We start from the raw sequence: 14,327 nt of genomic DNA, 5'->3' as shown, positions 1-14,327 counted from the left end.
CCGCAAAGCGGGGGAGGTGGATCGCTGCGGATACGCAGCGAGACGGAGGGGGCGTTGAGAGTCAAAGGTCCGCTTTCCACCCGGAGCGGACAGCTCGCAAAATCCTCCCCCCAGGGGGGAGGAGGCCGAAGGCCGGAGGGGGAAGCACCGCCGAGCCGGCCTCTTCCCCCTCCGTCGGCTTCGCCGACACCTCCCCCGCTAGGGGGAGGATTGGTGCGCCATCCCCCCTAGCGAACACTGTTCAGATCGCCCATCTTCCCCGCAACAGGGGAGAAAACCGCACATGGCTCAGTCAAAATCCGTCGTGATCACCGGGGTCTCCACCGGCATCGGCCATGCGGCGACCAAGGTGTTGATCGGCAAGGGCTTTCACGTCTTCGGCAGCGTCCGCAAGGCCGCCGACGGCGAGCGGCTGAAAGCCGAGTTCGGCGACGCCTTCACACCGCTGATCTTCGACGTCGTCGACGAGGCCGCCGTGCGTGCGGGCGCGCGGCAGGTCGAGGCGGCGCTGGGCGGGGCGACCCTGGCGGGCCTCGTGAACAACGCCGGGATCGCGGTGGCCGGGCCGCTGCTCTATCTGCCGGTCGAGGAGTTCCGCTATCAGCTGGAGGTCAACCTGACCGGGGTGCTGAACGCCACCCAGGCCTTCGCGCCGCTGCTGGGGGCGGGCGACGCGCGCCGGGGCCCGCCGGGGCGGGTGGTCAACATCTCGTCGGTGGGCGGCCGCAACGCCAATCCGTTCATGGGCCCCTACTGCACGACCAAGTTCGGCCTGGAGGGCTTTTCGGAGTCGCTGCGCCGCGAGCTTTTGCCGTTCGGCGTGGATGTGGTGGTGGTGGCGCCGGGCGCGGTGGCCACGCCGATCTGGGACAAGGCCGACCAGGTGGACGTGACCCGCTACGCCAACACCCCCTACGCCAAGGCGCTGGAGCGGATGCGCGGGTTCATGCTGAGCCTTGGCAAATCAGGCCTGCCGCCCGAGCGGATCGGCGAGACCATCGCCACCGCCCTGACCGCGCCGGCGCCCAAGGTCCGCTATGTGGTCTCGCCCTCGCCGATGCAGGTGCTGATGACCGAGATCCTGCCCAAGCGGACGATCGACAAGGCCACGGGCAAGCGGCTGGGCTTGATCTAGCTCAGGCTCCTCCCAGGGCGCGCCAGGCGACATAGCCCGCCGTGGCGACGATCATCACGGCGAACAGGCGCCGCGCCAGCAGGGCGCGGGCGGCCAGGCGCGGTGCGAGCTTGGCGCCGATCGCCACGCCGGCGGCGCCGCCGGCGATCAGGGCCAGGAACAGCCGGCCGTCCACCAGGCCCGAGGCCGCGTAGCTGAGGCTGGTGGCCGCGCCGAACATCGTGACAGAGACCAGCGACGAGGCCGCCGCATTGGCCAGGGTCATGCCGGTGGCCGCCATCAGGCCCGGCGCAATCAGAAAGCCGCCGCCGATGCCGAAGAAGCCCGCGGCCAGGCCCGTGGCCGCGCCGACCGGCACCAGCCGCATCGCCTTGGCCGGATCGATCTGCACGTCGGGATCACCGGGCGAGCCGGGCGCGCGGAACATCGACAGCCCCACCGCCGCCATGGCCAGGGCGAACCAGACCAGCAGATGCTGGCCGTTGACCGCCTTGGCCAGGTGCGCGCCAAGCAACGACCCGACGAGGCCCGGCGCGCCGAAGGTCAGGGCGCAGGGCCACTTGACCCGCCCGGCCTTGGCCTGGGCGAGGAGCCCCACGGCGGCGTTGACCGCCACAGCGGCCGCCGAGGTGCCGATCGCCACGTGCGGGTCGCGCACGCCGACGACGTACAGCAGCAGGGGCGTGGCCAGCACCGATCCGCCGCCGCCGAACAGGGTCAGCAGCAGCGCGACCAGCGCGCCGCTCAGGGCGGCGGTCAGCAGCGAGATGTCCATGGCCTCACGCCACCGCCGGCCGGTTCCACGGGGCCAGGGCCAAGAGTCGGGCCATGCCGCAGAAACCGGTGGCGCCCGCAAAGGTCAGGCCCGCGCCGACGAAGCCGGCGAGCCCGAAGAACAGCGGCGAAACCAGCAGACCCAGCGCGACGCCGATCAGAACCAGCACTCCGGCCCCGATCTGCACCTGGCGCATCATCTCCAGCGGCGCCTTGGCGTTGTGGTCGACCGGCAGGCCGGCGGCGTCCCAGGCGTCGAGACCGCCCTCGACCACATAGGCGCGCCCGCCGCAGACCTGGGCCAGGCGCTGGCCGTTGGCACCGGTGCGCATGCCGGTGCGGCAGGTGAAGATCACCTCGCGGGCGTCGGGCAGGCCTAGCCCCTGGCTTTCGAGGGTGGACAGCGGACGCGACAGCGCGCCGCGCGCACGGCGGCGGGCGAACTCGTCGGGCTCGCGGATGTCGACCAGCACGGCCCGGCCATCGGCCAGGCGTTGGGCGGCGTCGTCAGGTGTCAGCGGAGTGGTCGTTTGCGGGGTCATGAGAGGCGCTTTCGGCTGGAGGGCAAAAGATCTCGGCGAGGGTCGCCACCACCTTCAAGGCGGCGGGGTCGGCGATCCGGTACCAAACGGTCGTGGCCTCGCGGCGCGCGGCCACGACGCCCTCGTCCCGCAGCACCGCAAGGTGCTGGGAGAGCGCCGATTGCGACAGGCCGACAAGGGGCTGGATCTGCCCCACCGACCGTTCGCCCTCGGCGAGCTGGCAAAGGATCATCAACCGCCGCTCGTTGCTCAGGGCGCGCAGAAGCTTGGCGGCTTCAGCGGCGCTGGCCTCGAACTGGCTGACAGGGAAACGCGTGAGATCGAACATAAGCGCCATATATTAGCTTGTACTAAATTAGCAAGTCCTTATATGAAGGCCGTGCTGCAGAAAGGCTCTGACCATGCGACCCGACGTTCAAGCGTTTTTCGACACCGCGACCTTCACCGCCAGCTATCTGGTGGTTGATCCGGCCACCAAGACCGCGGCGATCATCGACCCGGTGCTGGATTTCGAACCCAAGGCGGGCAAGCTCTCCACCACCTCGGCCGACGCCCTGCTGGCGGCCGTGCGCGACCAGGGCCTGCATCTGGCCTATGTGCTGGAGACCCACGCCCACGCCGATCACCTGTCGGCCGCCGACCTGATCCGCCGCCAGACCGGCGCGAAGATCGTCATCGGCGCGAAGATCATCGAGGTCCAGAAGGCCTTCATTCCCGTGTTCGAGGCCGATGTGACCGCCGATGGCGGGGTGTTCGACGTGCTGATGGAGGAAGGCGACGTCCTGCCGCTGGGCCAACTGTCGATCGCGGCGCTGCACACGCCGGGCCATACGCCGGCCTGCCTGACCTACCGGATCGGCGACGCCGCCTTTGTCGGCGACACCCTGTTCATGCCCGACTACGGCACCGCCCGCGCCGATTTCCCCGGCGGCGACGCGCGCACGCTGTATCGCTCGATCCAGAAGGTGCTGGCCCTGCCCGACGAGACCCGGATCTTCGTGGGCCACGACTATCTGCCCGCCGGCCGCGACACGTTCCACTGGGAAACGACGGTGGCCGAGGAGCGGGCCCGCAACATCCATGTGGGCGGCGGCGCCCAGGAGGACGACTTCGTGGCCATGCGCCAGGCCCGCGACGCGACGCTCGCCGCGCCGACCCTGATCCTGCCGTCGCTGCAGGTGAACATCCGCGCCGGCGCCCTGCCCGACCCGACGGCGGCGGGGAACGTCTTCCTGCGCCTGCCGGTGACCTGGGCGGCTTAACCCACCATCGACCAGTCCAGCGGCTCGCCGCGGGCGAGGTCGCGGGTGGCCTTGCCGGTCAGCACCTTGTCGAGATCGGCGGGCGGCAGGCCGTTGCCGGGGCGGACCGAGCGGACATTGGCCCGCGTCAGGGGCTCGCCGGCCTTGACGTCGGCGGTGACGTACAGCGAGCGGCGGAAGAGCAAGGACGTGGCCTCCGAGCCCAGCACGTCATAGTGCGCGCGGCCCAGCGCCGCCCAGGCGTTCTTGGTGTCGTCCACCAGGGCCTTGAACTCGGCGGGCTCCAGGCTGAAGGCCGCATCGGGGCCGCCGTCGGCGCGGGCCAGGGTGAAGTGCTTTTCGACCGCGCAGGCGCCCAGGCTGACCGCCGCCACCGAGGCGGCCGTGCCCGGCGTGTGGTCCGACAGGCCGATCGGGCAGCCGAAACGCGCGGCCATATCCGGGACAGTACGAACGTTCGCGTCAGCGAAGGTGGCCGGATAGCTGGACACGCAGTGCAGCAGCAGCACGCCCGGCGCGCCGGCGGTCAGGGCCGTATCGAGCGCCGTCTGCATCTCGGTCAGGTTGGCCATGCCGGTCGAGATGATCAGCGGCTTGCCCTTGGCGGCGGCGTACTTGATCAGCGGCAGGTCGACGGCCTCGAACGAAGCGATCTTGAAGGCCGGCGCGCCCAGGCTGTCGAGCAGGTCGACGGCGGTCTCGTCAAAGGGGCTGGAGAAGATCGTCACGCCGCGCTGGCGGGCGCGCTCGAAGATGGCGGCATGCCATTCGAACGGGGTATGGGCCTCTTCGTAGAGCTCATAGAGCGTCCGGCCGTCCCACAGCCCGCCGTGGATCTTGAACTCGGGCCGGTCGACATCCAGCGTGATGGTGTCGGCGGTGTAGGTCTGGATCTTGATCGCGTCGCAGCCGGTGTCGGCGGCGGCGTCGACCATGGCCAGGCAGCGCTCGAGGCTGCCGTTATGGTTCCCCGACAGCTCGCAGATCACATAGGGCGAATGGTCGGCGCCGATCTTGCGGCCATTTATCTCGATAGAAGGCGGGATTTCGGTGGAGGGGGCGGACATGGGGGCGCTCGCTTTTATCCCCAGAACATTAACCTCGAAATCGTAGACGAGACGTCAACCGAAATACAATCTAGGGAAGTTTTGGAAGGCCGATACGATTTCAGCGCAAGGCGCGGAGGTTCATTGTCGAAGGGCGACAAGCTTTTGCAGGCGATGATGCGCAATCCCGCAGGCGATTGGCGCATTTCCAACGTCGAGGTCGTCTGCAGACAATACGGCCTAAGCTGCAGCCCGCCCACAGGCGGTGGCTCACACTATCGGGTTTCTCACCCTAAACTCTTTGAAATTCTTACCATTCCAGCGCGCCGCCCGATCAAGCCGATATACATCAAGCAGCTGGTAGCCTATATTGAGAGAATAGTGAGGCCAGCGAATGATCCGTAGGCGCAACTACAGAATCGTTCTCAAGACGCTGTCTGTCGAAGACGGCGGCGGCTACCTTGCGACGGTTCCAGATCTGCCTGGGTGCATGTCGGACGGCGCGACCGAGGCTGAGGTTCTCACGAACATTGAGGACGCGATCGCCCAATGGATCGATCACGCCCTGTCTGAGGGCCGCAAGATTCCAGAGCCCGATAGGCACTATCGGTACGGGACTTAAGCGCCCCGTCCCTTCACGCTGAGATCGGCGCTTCCGTTCAATTCGGGATTCCGCCGACGTGCCGTCAATCGCAGCCGCCACCGCCGCCGTCTGCGCTGCAGTCGCCGCCAGAGGTGCTGGAGCCGCCGTCGGCGACCACGCCGCCGTCGCCGTTGTTCTTGGCCTTCTTTTCCGCCGCCGTGCTGGCCGCATGAGCCATGGCGCCGAGGCCGCCGCCAAACGCGACGCCCAGGCCAAGGCCCAGGGCCAGATTGTCGAGCGCGACACCCAGGGCGACGCCAATCGCGATCCCCGCGCCCATGCCGATCGGCAAGCCCGCCTTCATACCATACCCCTCAATCCGCCGACCCTTTGGGTCAAGACGGAACCCTCTAAAGCTACAGGGCTCTAAGTGTTTGATCTTAGAGCCTGTTTATGGGGCTTAGATGATTCCATCTAAACCCGATAGGCTCTACTCGATGATCGGCTCGCCGCGCGGTCGCGCGTCGTATTCCTTCTTGCCCTGCCAGGCCGAATAGCCGGCGACCATCACGAACATGGTCACCAGACCCAGGCCCACCAGCACGTCGCCGAACCAGACATTGGCCAGGCCCGCGAACAGGGCGACGATACCCACGCCCAGTAGAACGCCGAGCTTCATCAGGTTTTCCTCCCGTGGCTTATGTCGCCACTGCGGAGAATCCACACTATATCTCCGCCCATGTCCACGACCCCTCCCCGCGAAACCCGCTGCCTGATCATCGGATCGGGTCCCGCCGGCTATACCGCCGCCATCTACGCCGCCCGCGCGCTGCTGAAGCCCGTGCTGATCGCCGGCATCCAGCCCGGCGGCCAGCTGACCATCACGACCGATGTCGAGAACTATCCGGGCTTCGCCGACGTCATCCAGGGTCCCTGGCTGATGGACCAGATGCGCGCCCAGGCTGAGCATGTCGGCACCGAGTTCGTCAGCGACATCGTCACCAGCGTCGACCTGTCCAAGCGCCCGTTCGCCGTGAAGACCGACAGCGGCCAGGACTGGATCGCCGAGACGATCATCATCGCCACCGGCGCCCAGGCCAAGTGGCTGGGCCTGGAAAGCGAAGCTAAGTTCCAGGGCTTTGGCGTCAGCGCCTGCGCCACCTGCGACGGCTTCTTCTATCGCAACAAAGACGTCATCGTGGTCGGCGGCGGCAACACCGCCGTGGAAGAGGCCCTGTTCCTGACCAGCTTCGCCAGCAAGGTCACCCTGGTGCACCGCAAGGACGAGCTGCGCGCCGAGAAGATCCTGCAGGAGCGCCTGCTGGCCCATCCGAAGATCGAGGTGATCTGGGACAGCGTCATCGACGAGGTCCTGGGCCAGACCGACCCCATGGGCGTCACCGGCGCGCGCCTGAAGAACGTCAAGACCGGCGAGACCCAAGAGGTCGCCGCCGACGGGGTGTTCATCGCCATCGGCCACGCGCCGTCGTCGGAGCTGTTCGCCGGCCAGCTGGAAACCGGGTCCGGCGGCTATCTGAAGGTCAAGCCGGGCACGGCCGCGACCGCGATCGAGGGTGTCTACGCGGCCGGCGACGTCACCGACGATGTCTACCGCCAGGCCGTCACCGCCGCCGGCATGGGCTGCATGGCCGCCCTGGAAGCCGTGCGCTTCCTGGCCGAAGAAGACCACAAGGCCGCCCACCACCCGATCAGCCACGCCGAGGCCAACAAGATCGGGGTTTGGTGAGGGTTTAAGCCGCAAATCCTCCCCCCCCCCCCGCGGGGGAGGTGTCGGCTCGAAGAGACGACGGAGGGGGAAGAGGCAGGGCCAGCAGCACTTCCCCCTCCGGCCTTCGGCCACCTCCCCCGCTGGGGGGAGGATTTCAATTCAACGGATTGAGCAGACTCGGCGGCCGGGGCTTGGGCTTTGGCGGCGGAGGCGGCGGCGCGGGCGGGGGCTCGGCCGTGGGCGGCTGCGGGCCTGAGACGGCTTCCAGCGCCTTGTTGATCCGCGCGATCTCGTCGGCGGTCGGAATCCGGCGGCCGGCCACCGTGCCCTGCACCGTCACCCGCTCGCCGGTCGGCGAGTTGGCGTCCGGCACGGCCACCAGCTTGGCGTCGGGCAGGACCAGGTTCGAGACCCCCAGCATCTGGGCCGCCGCTCCGGTGGCGACCGGCGTCGCGGCGGCCGGCGTCGTCTGGGCGGCCAGCACCTCGGGCGGGGCGGCCTCCAAGGTGCGCGGATCGGCGGCCATCAGGATGTCGGCGCTGACCGTCTCATTGCCCGAGTAACGCCCGCGGAACGCCTGCAAGGTCCCGGACGGACCGGTCCAGCGATAGAAGATATGCTGGCCAAACTGCCTCAGCTTGACCAGGGTCGGGGCCCAGTACGGCGAGACATAGTCGGCGTGATAGTGGGTGGCCACGCCCACCGGCTTGAACACAAAGCCGCTCAGGGCCCGCTTGGCCACGGCCTGGGCGTTGGCCCAGATCGCCGGCACCGGCTCGCGCGCCAGCGAGCCGTCGCAGGCGAAGCTGAACTGGCAGCCGGTGGTCCGCGCCGCGCCTTCGTAGATCACCCCGCAGATCGACTTGGGATAGCCGGGATGGCGCATGCGGTTGATCACCGTCTGGGCCACGGCCATCTGCCCCTCGCCGGGCTCGAACCCCGCCTCGTAATAGACCGCCTGGGTCAGGCACTGCAGCGCCCTGGCGCGCGCGTCGGCCGATCCGGTCAGGACGAACGGCTTGGCGACCTCAAGCTCCCCGCCGATCGTCGGGCGCAGCGAATTGATCAGCCGCGCCGCGTCGAAATCAGGATCGCGGTCGCCCAGACGCGGGATATCGTCGAGGCGGATCACCTCCCAGCCCGGCACGCGCCCCCAATAATCCGTATGCGGAAGAGGATCATGGCGCCGCGCCAGGGCCAGCATGGCCGGGTCCATATTGGCGACATAGCGCTTGAGCCCGCGTTCGCTGAAGCTGGCGGTGACGCGCATCAAGCCGGCGTCCCGACCCGTTCCGGCCGGCACGTAGTAGGTGGCGCACGCTGAAAGACCGCCCACCACCCCGAGGGCGGCGACGGCCTGCCACGTTTTCCGTTGGATCCGAGCCCCCGCCCGCACTCGGGATGGCTACTTTAGGCCGAGCGTGGAGCGCAGCATCCAGGCGTGCTTCTCGTGAGCCTGCAGGCGCTGGGTCAGAAGATCGGCGGTGGCTTCGTCGCCGGCCTCGTCGGCGATGGGCATGGCGTCCCGCAGGGTGCGGATCACGGTCTCGTTGTCGGCCTTCAGCTCGCCGATCATGCCTTCCCAGTCCTGCTCGGGATCGCCGTCCTTGAGGCTGGAGAGGTTACCGAAGGCGGCGTAGCCCTGCGGCGCCAGTTCGCCCAGGGCGCGGATGCGCTCGGCGATCGCGTCCAGCGCGGCCCATTCCTCCTGGTACTGCCCTTCGAGCAGCACGTGCAGCGACTGGAAGTTCGGCCCGCGAACATTCCAGTGATAGCCATGCGTCTTCAGATACAGAGCGTAGCTGTCGGCGAGCACCTTGTTGAGCGAAGCGGCGATATCGGTGCGCTGTTTCGCGGTCAGCCCGGTGTTCAAAGCGGCGGCCATCATGATCTCCCGTGTTGCGCGTCTTAGGTAAGCGTGTCCATCCTCTTGGCAAGACATCTTTGCCGGGAGCGGGGATGGAGAAGAAAGACAATCCAATCCGCGCCGTTGACGACCAAGGACGTATCCACGCGCTGATTAGCGCCTGGCTCATCCCTCCGGTTCCGCCACCAGCGTGGCTGTGCGCGATCGCGTCGATCATCGGTGTGGCCATGGCCATCCTGATGCGCGTCGGCCTGCTGGGCCTGAGCAGCGGCGTCGGGGCGACCCAGCCCTTTTTCCCCGCCATCATGCTGGTGACGCTCTATGCCGGATGGCGCTGGGGGATGATCCCCACGGTCGCCGGCGTCGTCTTCAGCTGGTGGCTGTGGGGCGGACGTCATGATGAGCCGCTGAACAGCGACGAACTGTCGAGCATCGTCATCTATCTGATCTGCGGCCTGATGGTCGCAGCGGTCGCCGAAGGGCTGCGCGGCGCCATGCGGGGCCTGGCTGCGGCGCGCGCCCAACGCGCCAATGTCGAGGCCAGGCTGCGGGTCACCCAGGCGGCCGCCGGGGTGGGGCCCTGGGACTACGACCTCGCCACCGGCGAGCTCTACCTGTCGCCGGCGGCGCGACGGAACCTAGGCGTCCCAGAGAACGCCGACATCCTGCTGAGCGACCTGCCGCGCTTTGTTCATCCCGACGATCGCGCGATGACCGAAGCCGTCGTCTTCGGCGCGCTGAACGGCCTGACCGACTACGAGGTCGAGTATCGTCTGGCCGACACCAGCCAGGGCGAGCGCTGGGTGCACGGGCGCGGCGAGGTCATGCGCGACGACGCCGGCCAGCCGGTGCGGATGATCGGCCTGAACTTCGACGTCACCAACCGCCGCCGCGCCGAGGCCGAGGTGCGCGAGAGCGAGGCGCGGTTCCGGGCCCTGGCCGACAGCGCGCCCGCCCCCATGTGGGTGACCCGGTCCGACGGCGTCCGGCAGTTTGTCAACAACGCCTATGTCGCCTTCGTCGGCGTCGACTATGACAGCGCCCTGACCCTGGACTGGCGAACCCGCATCTTTCCGGAGGACCTGCCGCGCATCCTCAAGGAGCAGGTCGCGGGCGAGACCTCCCGCCGGCCCTTCAGCCTCGAGGCGCGCTACCGCCGCGCCGATGGCGAATGGCGCTGGCTGAAGTCATTCTCGCAGCCGCGCTACGATCCGTCGGGCGCGTTCGCCGGCTTTATCGGCATGGCCTTCGACACCACCGAGGCCAAGCAGGCCGAAGCCAAGCTGACCGGCCTGAACGAACTGCTGGAAGAGCGGGTGACGGCCGCCCTCGCCGAACGCGACGCGGCCCAGGCCGCCCTGCTGCAGTCGCAGAAGCTGGAGGCGATCGGCCAGCTGACCGGCGGCGTGGCGCACGACTTCAACAACCTTTTGACGGTGATCATCGGCGCGTTGGACGTGGTCGAGCGTCACCCAGACGACGCGCGCCGGCGCGAGCGCATGATCGGCGCGGCCCTGGCGGCGGCCAAGCGCGGCGAGAAGCTGACCCAGCACCTGCTGGCCTTCGCCCGCCGCCAGCCCTTGAAGCCGGAGATCTGCCGCGTCGACGGCCTGATCGCCGAAAGCGAAGGCCTGCTGAAGCGGGCGCTGGGCGACGCCTATACCTTCCATCTGCGCCTGGGCGCGGGGGTTCGCAGCGCCCGCATCGACGCAGGCCAGTTCGAGGCCGCGCTGCTGAACCTGGTGGTCAACGCCCGCGACGCCACCCCGCCCGGCGGCGAGGTGAGCATCGAGTCCCGTCCGGTCACCCTGGATCGCAAGGAAGGCGATCTGGAGCCCGGCCAATATCTGCGCGTGGCCGTGCGCGACACGGGGACGGGCATGGACGCGGCGACCATCGCCCGGGCCGTCGAGCCGTTCTTCACCACCAAGCCGCCCGGCGAGGGCACCGGGCTTGGCCTGTCGCAGGTCTATGGGTTCGCGCGCCAGAGCGGCGGGTCGGTGCTGATCGAGAGCACGCCGGGCCAAGGGGCCACCGTCGCCCTGCTGCTGCCCGTCAGCGCGGGGGACGCCGCCAGCGAAAGCCTGCCGCGCGTCGACCATATCCGCGCCCAGACGCCGTCGCGGGTGCTGCTGGTCGAGGACGACCCGCAGGTCGCCGAGCTGGTCGACGCGATGCTGAACGACCTTGGCCACTCGGTCGTGCGCGCCGGCGGGGTCGACGAGGCCCTCTCACGCCTGGAGCAGGACGACGGCATCCAGCTGGTGCTCAGCGACGTGATCATGCCGGGCGGCAAGAGCGGCGTGGACCTGGCCGAGGCGCTGGCCGCCAGCCGTCCGGGCCTGCCGGTGGTGCTGTGCTCGGGCTATACGGGCGGCGACCAAGGCCGGGCGCGGGCGGGCGGCTGGCCGTTCATCAGCAAGCCGTTCTCGCTGGAGACCCTGGCCCAGGCCCTGGCCCAGGCGCGGCCGCACTGACGGTTCAGCCCGGATCCGCCTGAAATCCTCATCCTGAGCTTGTCGAAGGACGAGGATGTCAGGCGCGATCGCCCAACAGCACCTGGCGAATGTCGCCCTTGCTCCGTGACAGGGCGATCAGCAGATAGATCGACAAGAACAGCATCCCGCCGAACACCGCCAGCACGCCCAGGCCCAGGGCGGCGGGGCGGAAGCGGCCACGCCACGACACCCACAGGCCCGAGAGCAACAGAAAGCAGAAGAAATCCAGATTGAACTGCCCCGGCCAGCCCATGGCCGCCATGTCGCCGAAGAAGATCGGGACGAGGTTCCAGCCGTGGTTGGCGATGGTGACGCTGGTATAGCCGACGATGACGACCAGACAGGTCAGCAGGAACAGGCGAAACGGGATCATCGGACGGTCTCCTTCGACAGCGTGGTGAGGCGGGCCTCGAGGAACAGGCAGCGGGCGGTCATGGCCAACAGGCCGATCGAGCCGCTGGCCAGCACGGCCAGCATCCAGGGGATCGGCCGCATCCCCACGGCCCGGGCGCGCGGCAGCAGCAGCGCGGTGGCGGTTCCCGCCGCCAGCAGTAGATCACACCAGATCTGCGCGCCCCACGGCCCGCGCAGGTGCTCGTTCCAGAAGCCGAGCGGCCCGGCCTTGGCGACGACATCGACGGTCAGGGCCAGGAAGATCACCGACAGGGTCGCGGGGATCATCCAACTCCGCGGGCCGAGCTTGGGCTGCAGCGCCATGATGAGAAAGGCGGCCAGCAAGCCCAGGGCTGCGCCGGCGGGCAGGATGGCGTACACGGACTGGGGCATGGGAACCTCATGTAGCGTTCGCTACATGACTAGCGTATTGTAGCGGTCGCTACAACTGGAAAGGCGGCATGAACGTTCGGGACGAACAGCGCGAGCGGGTGATCACAGCCCTGGCCGAGCACTTGCTTTCCACGGGCCTGTCGCAAGCCAGCCTGCGCCAGCTGGCGGCGGCGGCCGGGGTCAGCGACCGGATGCTGCTGTACTATTTCGCCGACAAGGCCGAGGTCCTGGCCCTGGCGATGCAGAGCCTGGCCGGCGGCATGGCCGCTCAGCTCGAGACCGCCCTTCCCGCCGACCAGCGCCTGTCGCAGGCCGCCCTGACCGCCAAGGCCGCGCGCCTGGTGGTGGATCCGGTCTTCAGGCCGTTCATGCGGCTGTGGATCGAGGCCATCGCCGCGGCCGCGCGCGAGGAGCCGCCGTTCGCCGAGATCGCGCGCCAGATCGGCGAAGGGTTCCTGGTCTGGATCGAGGCGCGCCTGGACCCAGCCCAGGTTCCCGATCCGCCCGGCGCGGCGGCGACGATCCTGGCCCTGCTGGACGGCCTGGCCCTGCTGGAGGTCTGCGGCGGCGAGGACCGGGTCCAGAGGGCCGTGGCCGCGCTGGAGGCCGCAGGTCTGGGGTAGAGGCCGCTTTCGCTCAGACGCGCGCGGGCCCATATCTCGACCATGGCCACCGCGACCGCCCAAGACCCGCGCCTGACCGTCTGGTTTGACGGCGCCTGCCCCTTGTGCCTGCGCGAGATCGCCCTGATGCGTCGCCTGGATCGCCGGGGCGCGATCCGGTTCCTGGACGTCACGGACGGCGAGACCACCTGCCCCATCGATCGCGCCGAACTTCTGGCCCGCTTCCACGCCCGCGAGGACGGCCAGCTCTTGTCCGGCGCGGCGGCCTTCGCGGCCATGTGGCGCGCGATCCCGGTGCTGCGGCCCTTCGGCGTGATCGCCCGCGCGCCATGGGCTCTGAAGATCCTGGAAGCGCTCTATGTCCGCTTCCTGCGGGTGCGCCCGCGCCTGCAGCGGCTGGCGGCCCGTCGATAGCCTATTCCGCCGGCTCCATCGGCGTCGGGTCGCCGTCGTGCGAGATCAGGACGGCCAGCCACCGCAGATCGTCGTACTGGGCCAGGGCGTACATCAAGGCCAGGGTCAGCGGGATGGCCAGGAAGGCGCCCGGCACGCCCCACAGAACGGTCCACATACCCACCGCGATCAGACTGGCCGCCGGATCGATGTTCTGGCTGTCGGCCTGCATCTTGGGCAGGACCAGATTGCCGACGATCGACGACACCACCTGGATGCCGACGAAGATCGCGATCGCCGGCGTCAGGGTGGGAAACTGCAGCAAGGCGAACAGGGTGGGACCCACGCTGCCGGCCAGCACGCCCAGCACCGGCAGGTAGGCGAAGAGGAAGATCACCAGGCTCCAGAACAGGGCGCTCTCCAGCCCCACGGCCCTCATCACCACCCAAGACCCGAAGGCGATCATCAAGCCGGTGATCGACTGGACATACATGTAGCGCTCGACGCCCGAGAAGCTGCGCTCCAGCACCATGGCCAGGCCCTGGCCGCCGCGCGAGGCGACGATCTGATCGATGCGCTTCTCGATCATCGGCTTGGACAACAACAGGAAGAACAGGAAGATGAGGGTCAGGCCCAGGCCCGCCGAGGCGTTCTGCACGCTGGTCAGAAGCCCGTCCGCCAGGGGGCCCAACTCGACCTTCTGAGCCAGGGCCGCCAAGCTCATCACGCCACCTCCCGGAAGATGGATCAGCGCCAGGAGTTGGTCGATCCGGGCCATCATGGCCGGCATACGCTCGACGATGCGCGCCCCGCCTCCGATCACCACGGCCATGCTGGCCACGATGATCCCGCCGACGATCACGGCCGTGATCGCGAACACCATCCACGGCCGCGCCTTGGGCAAGAGCCGCACGACCCGGTCGCTGAGCGACGTGATCAGGATGGCCAGGACCAATGCGAGGGTGAACGGCCAGAGCACGGCGCTGAACACGTACAGCAGGCCCGCCGCCACGGCGAAGTTCACCAGGAACGAAGCGCCCGTCTTGCTCACTTGGCCCCCACGCGGAAATCCAGGGCGGACCTCGCCCT

Annotated in this window: 19 protein-coding genes and 1 pseudogene; 8 read left to right on the top strand and 12 right to left on the bottom strand. The window is 68.6% G+C overall.

Annotated features, from left to right (window positions below; translation table 11 throughout):
• Positions 1-283 precede the first annotated feature (283 nt).
• On the top strand, positions 284-1,135 hold the full coding sequence (locus CVUC_RS18790; protein WP_096034050.1) for an SDR family NAD(P)-dependent oxidoreductase: 852 nt from the start codon (positions 284-286) through the stop codon (positions 1,133-1,135).
• A gap of 1 nt (position 1,136) precedes the next feature.
• Here CVUC_RS18790 and CVUC_RS18785 read toward each other — a convergent pair whose 3' ends face one another.
• Genes CVUC_RS18785 through CVUC_RS18775 form a run of 3 tightly spaced genes read right to left on the bottom strand, consistent with a single transcriptional unit; the run spans position 1,137 to position 2,779 of the window.
• Positions 1,137-1,910 carry a sulfite exporter TauE/SafE family protein gene (locus tag CVUC_RS18785; RefSeq protein WP_096034051.1) on the bottom strand — a complete coding sequence of 258 codons (774 nt, stop codon included), beginning with the start codon at positions 1,908-1,910 and terminating at the stop codon, positions 1,137-1,139.
• Positions 1,911-1,914: 4 nt separating this feature from the next.
• Positions 1,915-2,451, bottom strand: coding sequence for a rhodanese family protein (locus CVUC_RS18780; protein WP_096034052.1), 537 nt, complete (start codon positions 2,449-2,451; stop codon positions 1,915-1,917).
• Positions 2,417-2,779: an ArsR/SmtB family transcription factor gene (locus CVUC_RS18775; RefSeq protein ID WP_164468283.1), complete on the bottom strand. Its 363-nt coding sequence runs from the start codon at positions 2,777-2,779 to the stop codon at positions 2,417-2,419. The genes CVUC_RS18780 and CVUC_RS18775 overlap by 35 nt, the downstream gene beginning before the upstream one ends.
• Before the next feature lie 73 nt (positions 2,780-2,852).
• Here CVUC_RS18775 and CVUC_RS18770 point away from each other — a divergent pair, with 73 nt between their 5' ends.
• On the top strand, positions 2,853-3,713 hold the full coding sequence (locus CVUC_RS18770) for an MBL fold metallo-hydrolase (protein WP_096034054.1): 861 nt from the start codon (positions 2,853-2,855) through the stop codon (positions 3,711-3,713).
• Here the strand turns inward: CVUC_RS18770 and pseI are convergent.
• The gene (gene pseI / locus CVUC_RS18765) at positions 3,710-4,780 is read right to left on the bottom strand and encodes a pseudaminic acid synthase (protein WP_096034055.1); all 1,071 of its coding nucleotides are present in this window, start codon (positions 4,778-4,780) and stop codon (positions 3,710-3,712) included. The two genes, CVUC_RS18770 and pseI, sit on opposite strands and share 4 nt — an antisense overlap.
• Positions 4,781-4,903: 123 nt before the next feature.
• Between pseI and CVUC_RS18760 the strand changes: the two genes are divergently transcribed.
• The gene (locus CVUC_RS18760) at positions 4,904-5,164 is read left to right on the top strand and encodes a hypothetical protein (RefSeq protein ID WP_096034056.1); all 261 of its coding nucleotides are present in this window, start codon (positions 4,904-4,906) and stop codon (positions 5,162-5,164) included.
• On the top strand, positions 5,154-5,381 hold the full coding sequence (locus CVUC_RS18755; protein WP_010920709.1) for a type II toxin-antitoxin system HicB family antitoxin: 228 nt from the start codon (positions 5,154-5,156) through the stop codon (positions 5,379-5,381). The genes CVUC_RS18760 and CVUC_RS18755 overlap by 11 nt, the downstream gene beginning before the upstream one ends.
• A 64-nt stretch (positions 5,382-5,445) precedes the next feature.
• Here CVUC_RS18755 and CVUC_RS18750 read toward each other — a convergent pair whose 3' ends face one another.
• Together CVUC_RS18750 and CVUC_RS18745 are read right to left on the bottom strand one after the other, a co-directional pair.
• The gene (locus CVUC_RS18750; protein ID WP_010920710.1) at positions 5,446-5,706 is read right to left on the bottom strand and encodes a hypothetical protein; all 261 of its coding nucleotides are present in this window, start codon (positions 5,704-5,706) and stop codon (positions 5,446-5,448) included.
• A 126-nt stretch (positions 5,707-5,832) separates the two neighbouring features.
• Positions 5,833-6,021, bottom strand: coding sequence for a hypothetical protein (locus CVUC_RS18745; protein ID WP_024265862.1), 189 nt, complete (start codon positions 6,019-6,021; stop codon positions 5,833-5,835).
• Positions 6,022-6,081: 60 nt separating this feature from the next.
• Between CVUC_RS18745 and trxB the strand changes: the two genes are divergently transcribed.
• Positions 6,082-7,089 carry a thioredoxin-disulfide reductase gene (gene trxB, locus CVUC_RS18740; protein WP_096034057.1) on the top strand — a complete coding sequence of 336 codons (1,008 nt, stop codon included), beginning with the start codon at positions 6,082-6,084 and terminating at the stop codon, positions 7,087-7,089.
• Between the two features lie 26 nt (positions 7,090-7,115).
• Here trxB and CVUC_RS18735 read toward each other — a convergent pair.
• From CVUC_RS18735 to CVUC_RS18725, 3 genes and pseudogenes are all read right to left on the bottom strand, one after another.
• Positions 7,116-7,229, bottom strand: a pseudogene (locus CVUC_RS18735) (peptidase); the annotation flags it as partial.
• Positions 7,226-8,467: a cell wall hydrolase gene (locus CVUC_RS18730; RefSeq protein ID WP_096034058.1), complete on the bottom strand. Its 1,242-nt coding sequence runs from the start codon at positions 8,465-8,467 to the stop codon at positions 7,226-7,228. The pseudogene CVUC_RS18735 and the gene CVUC_RS18730, both read right to left, overlap by 4 nt.
• 9 nt (positions 8,468-8,476) lie before the next feature.
• The gene (locus CVUC_RS18725) at positions 8,477-8,956 is read right to left on the bottom strand and encodes a Dps family protein (RefSeq protein WP_024265864.1); all 480 of its coding nucleotides are present in this window, start codon (positions 8,954-8,956) and stop codon (positions 8,477-8,479) included.
• Positions 8,957-9,015: 59 nt separating this feature from the next.
• On the opposite strand from CVUC_RS18725, the gene CVUC_RS18720 reads away from it, so the two are divergent.
• Positions 9,016-11,415, top strand: a complete 2,400-nt coding sequence (locus CVUC_RS18720) for a hybrid sensor histidine kinase/response regulator (protein WP_164512743.1) — start codon at positions 9,016-9,018, stop codon at positions 11,413-11,415.
• A gap of 58 nt (positions 11,416-11,473) precedes the next feature.
• On the opposite strand, the gene CVUC_RS19970 is transcribed toward CVUC_RS18720, so the two are convergent.
• Together CVUC_RS19970 and CVUC_RS19965 are read right to left on the bottom strand one after the other, a co-directional pair.
• Complete coding sequence (locus CVUC_RS19970) at positions 11,474-11,809, bottom strand: hypothetical protein (protein ID WP_164468194.1); 336 nt, start codon at positions 11,807-11,809, stop codon at positions 11,474-11,476.
• A complete protein-coding gene (locus CVUC_RS19965; protein ID WP_164468195.1) occupies positions 11,806-12,222 on the bottom strand; it encodes a hypothetical protein in 417 nt (138 codons plus the stop codon). The genes CVUC_RS19970 and CVUC_RS19965 overlap by 4 nt, the downstream gene beginning before the upstream one ends.
• A 68-nt stretch (positions 12,223-12,290) precedes the next feature.
• Between CVUC_RS19965 and CVUC_RS18710 the strand changes: the two genes are divergently transcribed.
• A complete protein-coding gene (locus tag CVUC_RS18710) occupies positions 12,291-12,845 on the top strand; it encodes a TetR/AcrR family transcriptional regulator (protein WP_096034060.1) in 555 nt (184 codons plus the stop codon).
• Between the two features lie 42 nt (positions 12,846-12,887).
• Complete coding sequence (locus CVUC_RS18705) at positions 12,888-13,259, top strand: thiol-disulfide oxidoreductase DCC family protein (RefSeq protein ID WP_096034061.1); 372 nt, start codon at positions 12,888-12,890, stop codon at positions 13,257-13,259.
• Between the two features lies 1 nt (position 13,260).
• On the opposite strand, the gene CVUC_RS18700 is transcribed toward CVUC_RS18705, so the two are convergent.
• Complete coding sequence (locus CVUC_RS18700; protein WP_010920717.1) at positions 13,261-14,289, bottom strand: AI-2E family transporter; 1,029 nt, start codon at positions 14,287-14,289, stop codon at positions 13,261-13,263.
• Positions 14,290-14,327: the final 38 nt, after the last annotated feature.

Origin of the sequence: Caulobacter vibrioides (assembly GCF_002858865.1) — a bacterium.
Classification (GTDB): domain Bacteria; phylum Pseudomonadota; class Alphaproteobacteria; order Caulobacterales; family Caulobacteraceae; genus Caulobacter; species Caulobacter vibrioides.
Note: the sequence above shows the minus strand (reverse complement) of the source record. Positions and strands in the feature narration are given on the sequence as shown.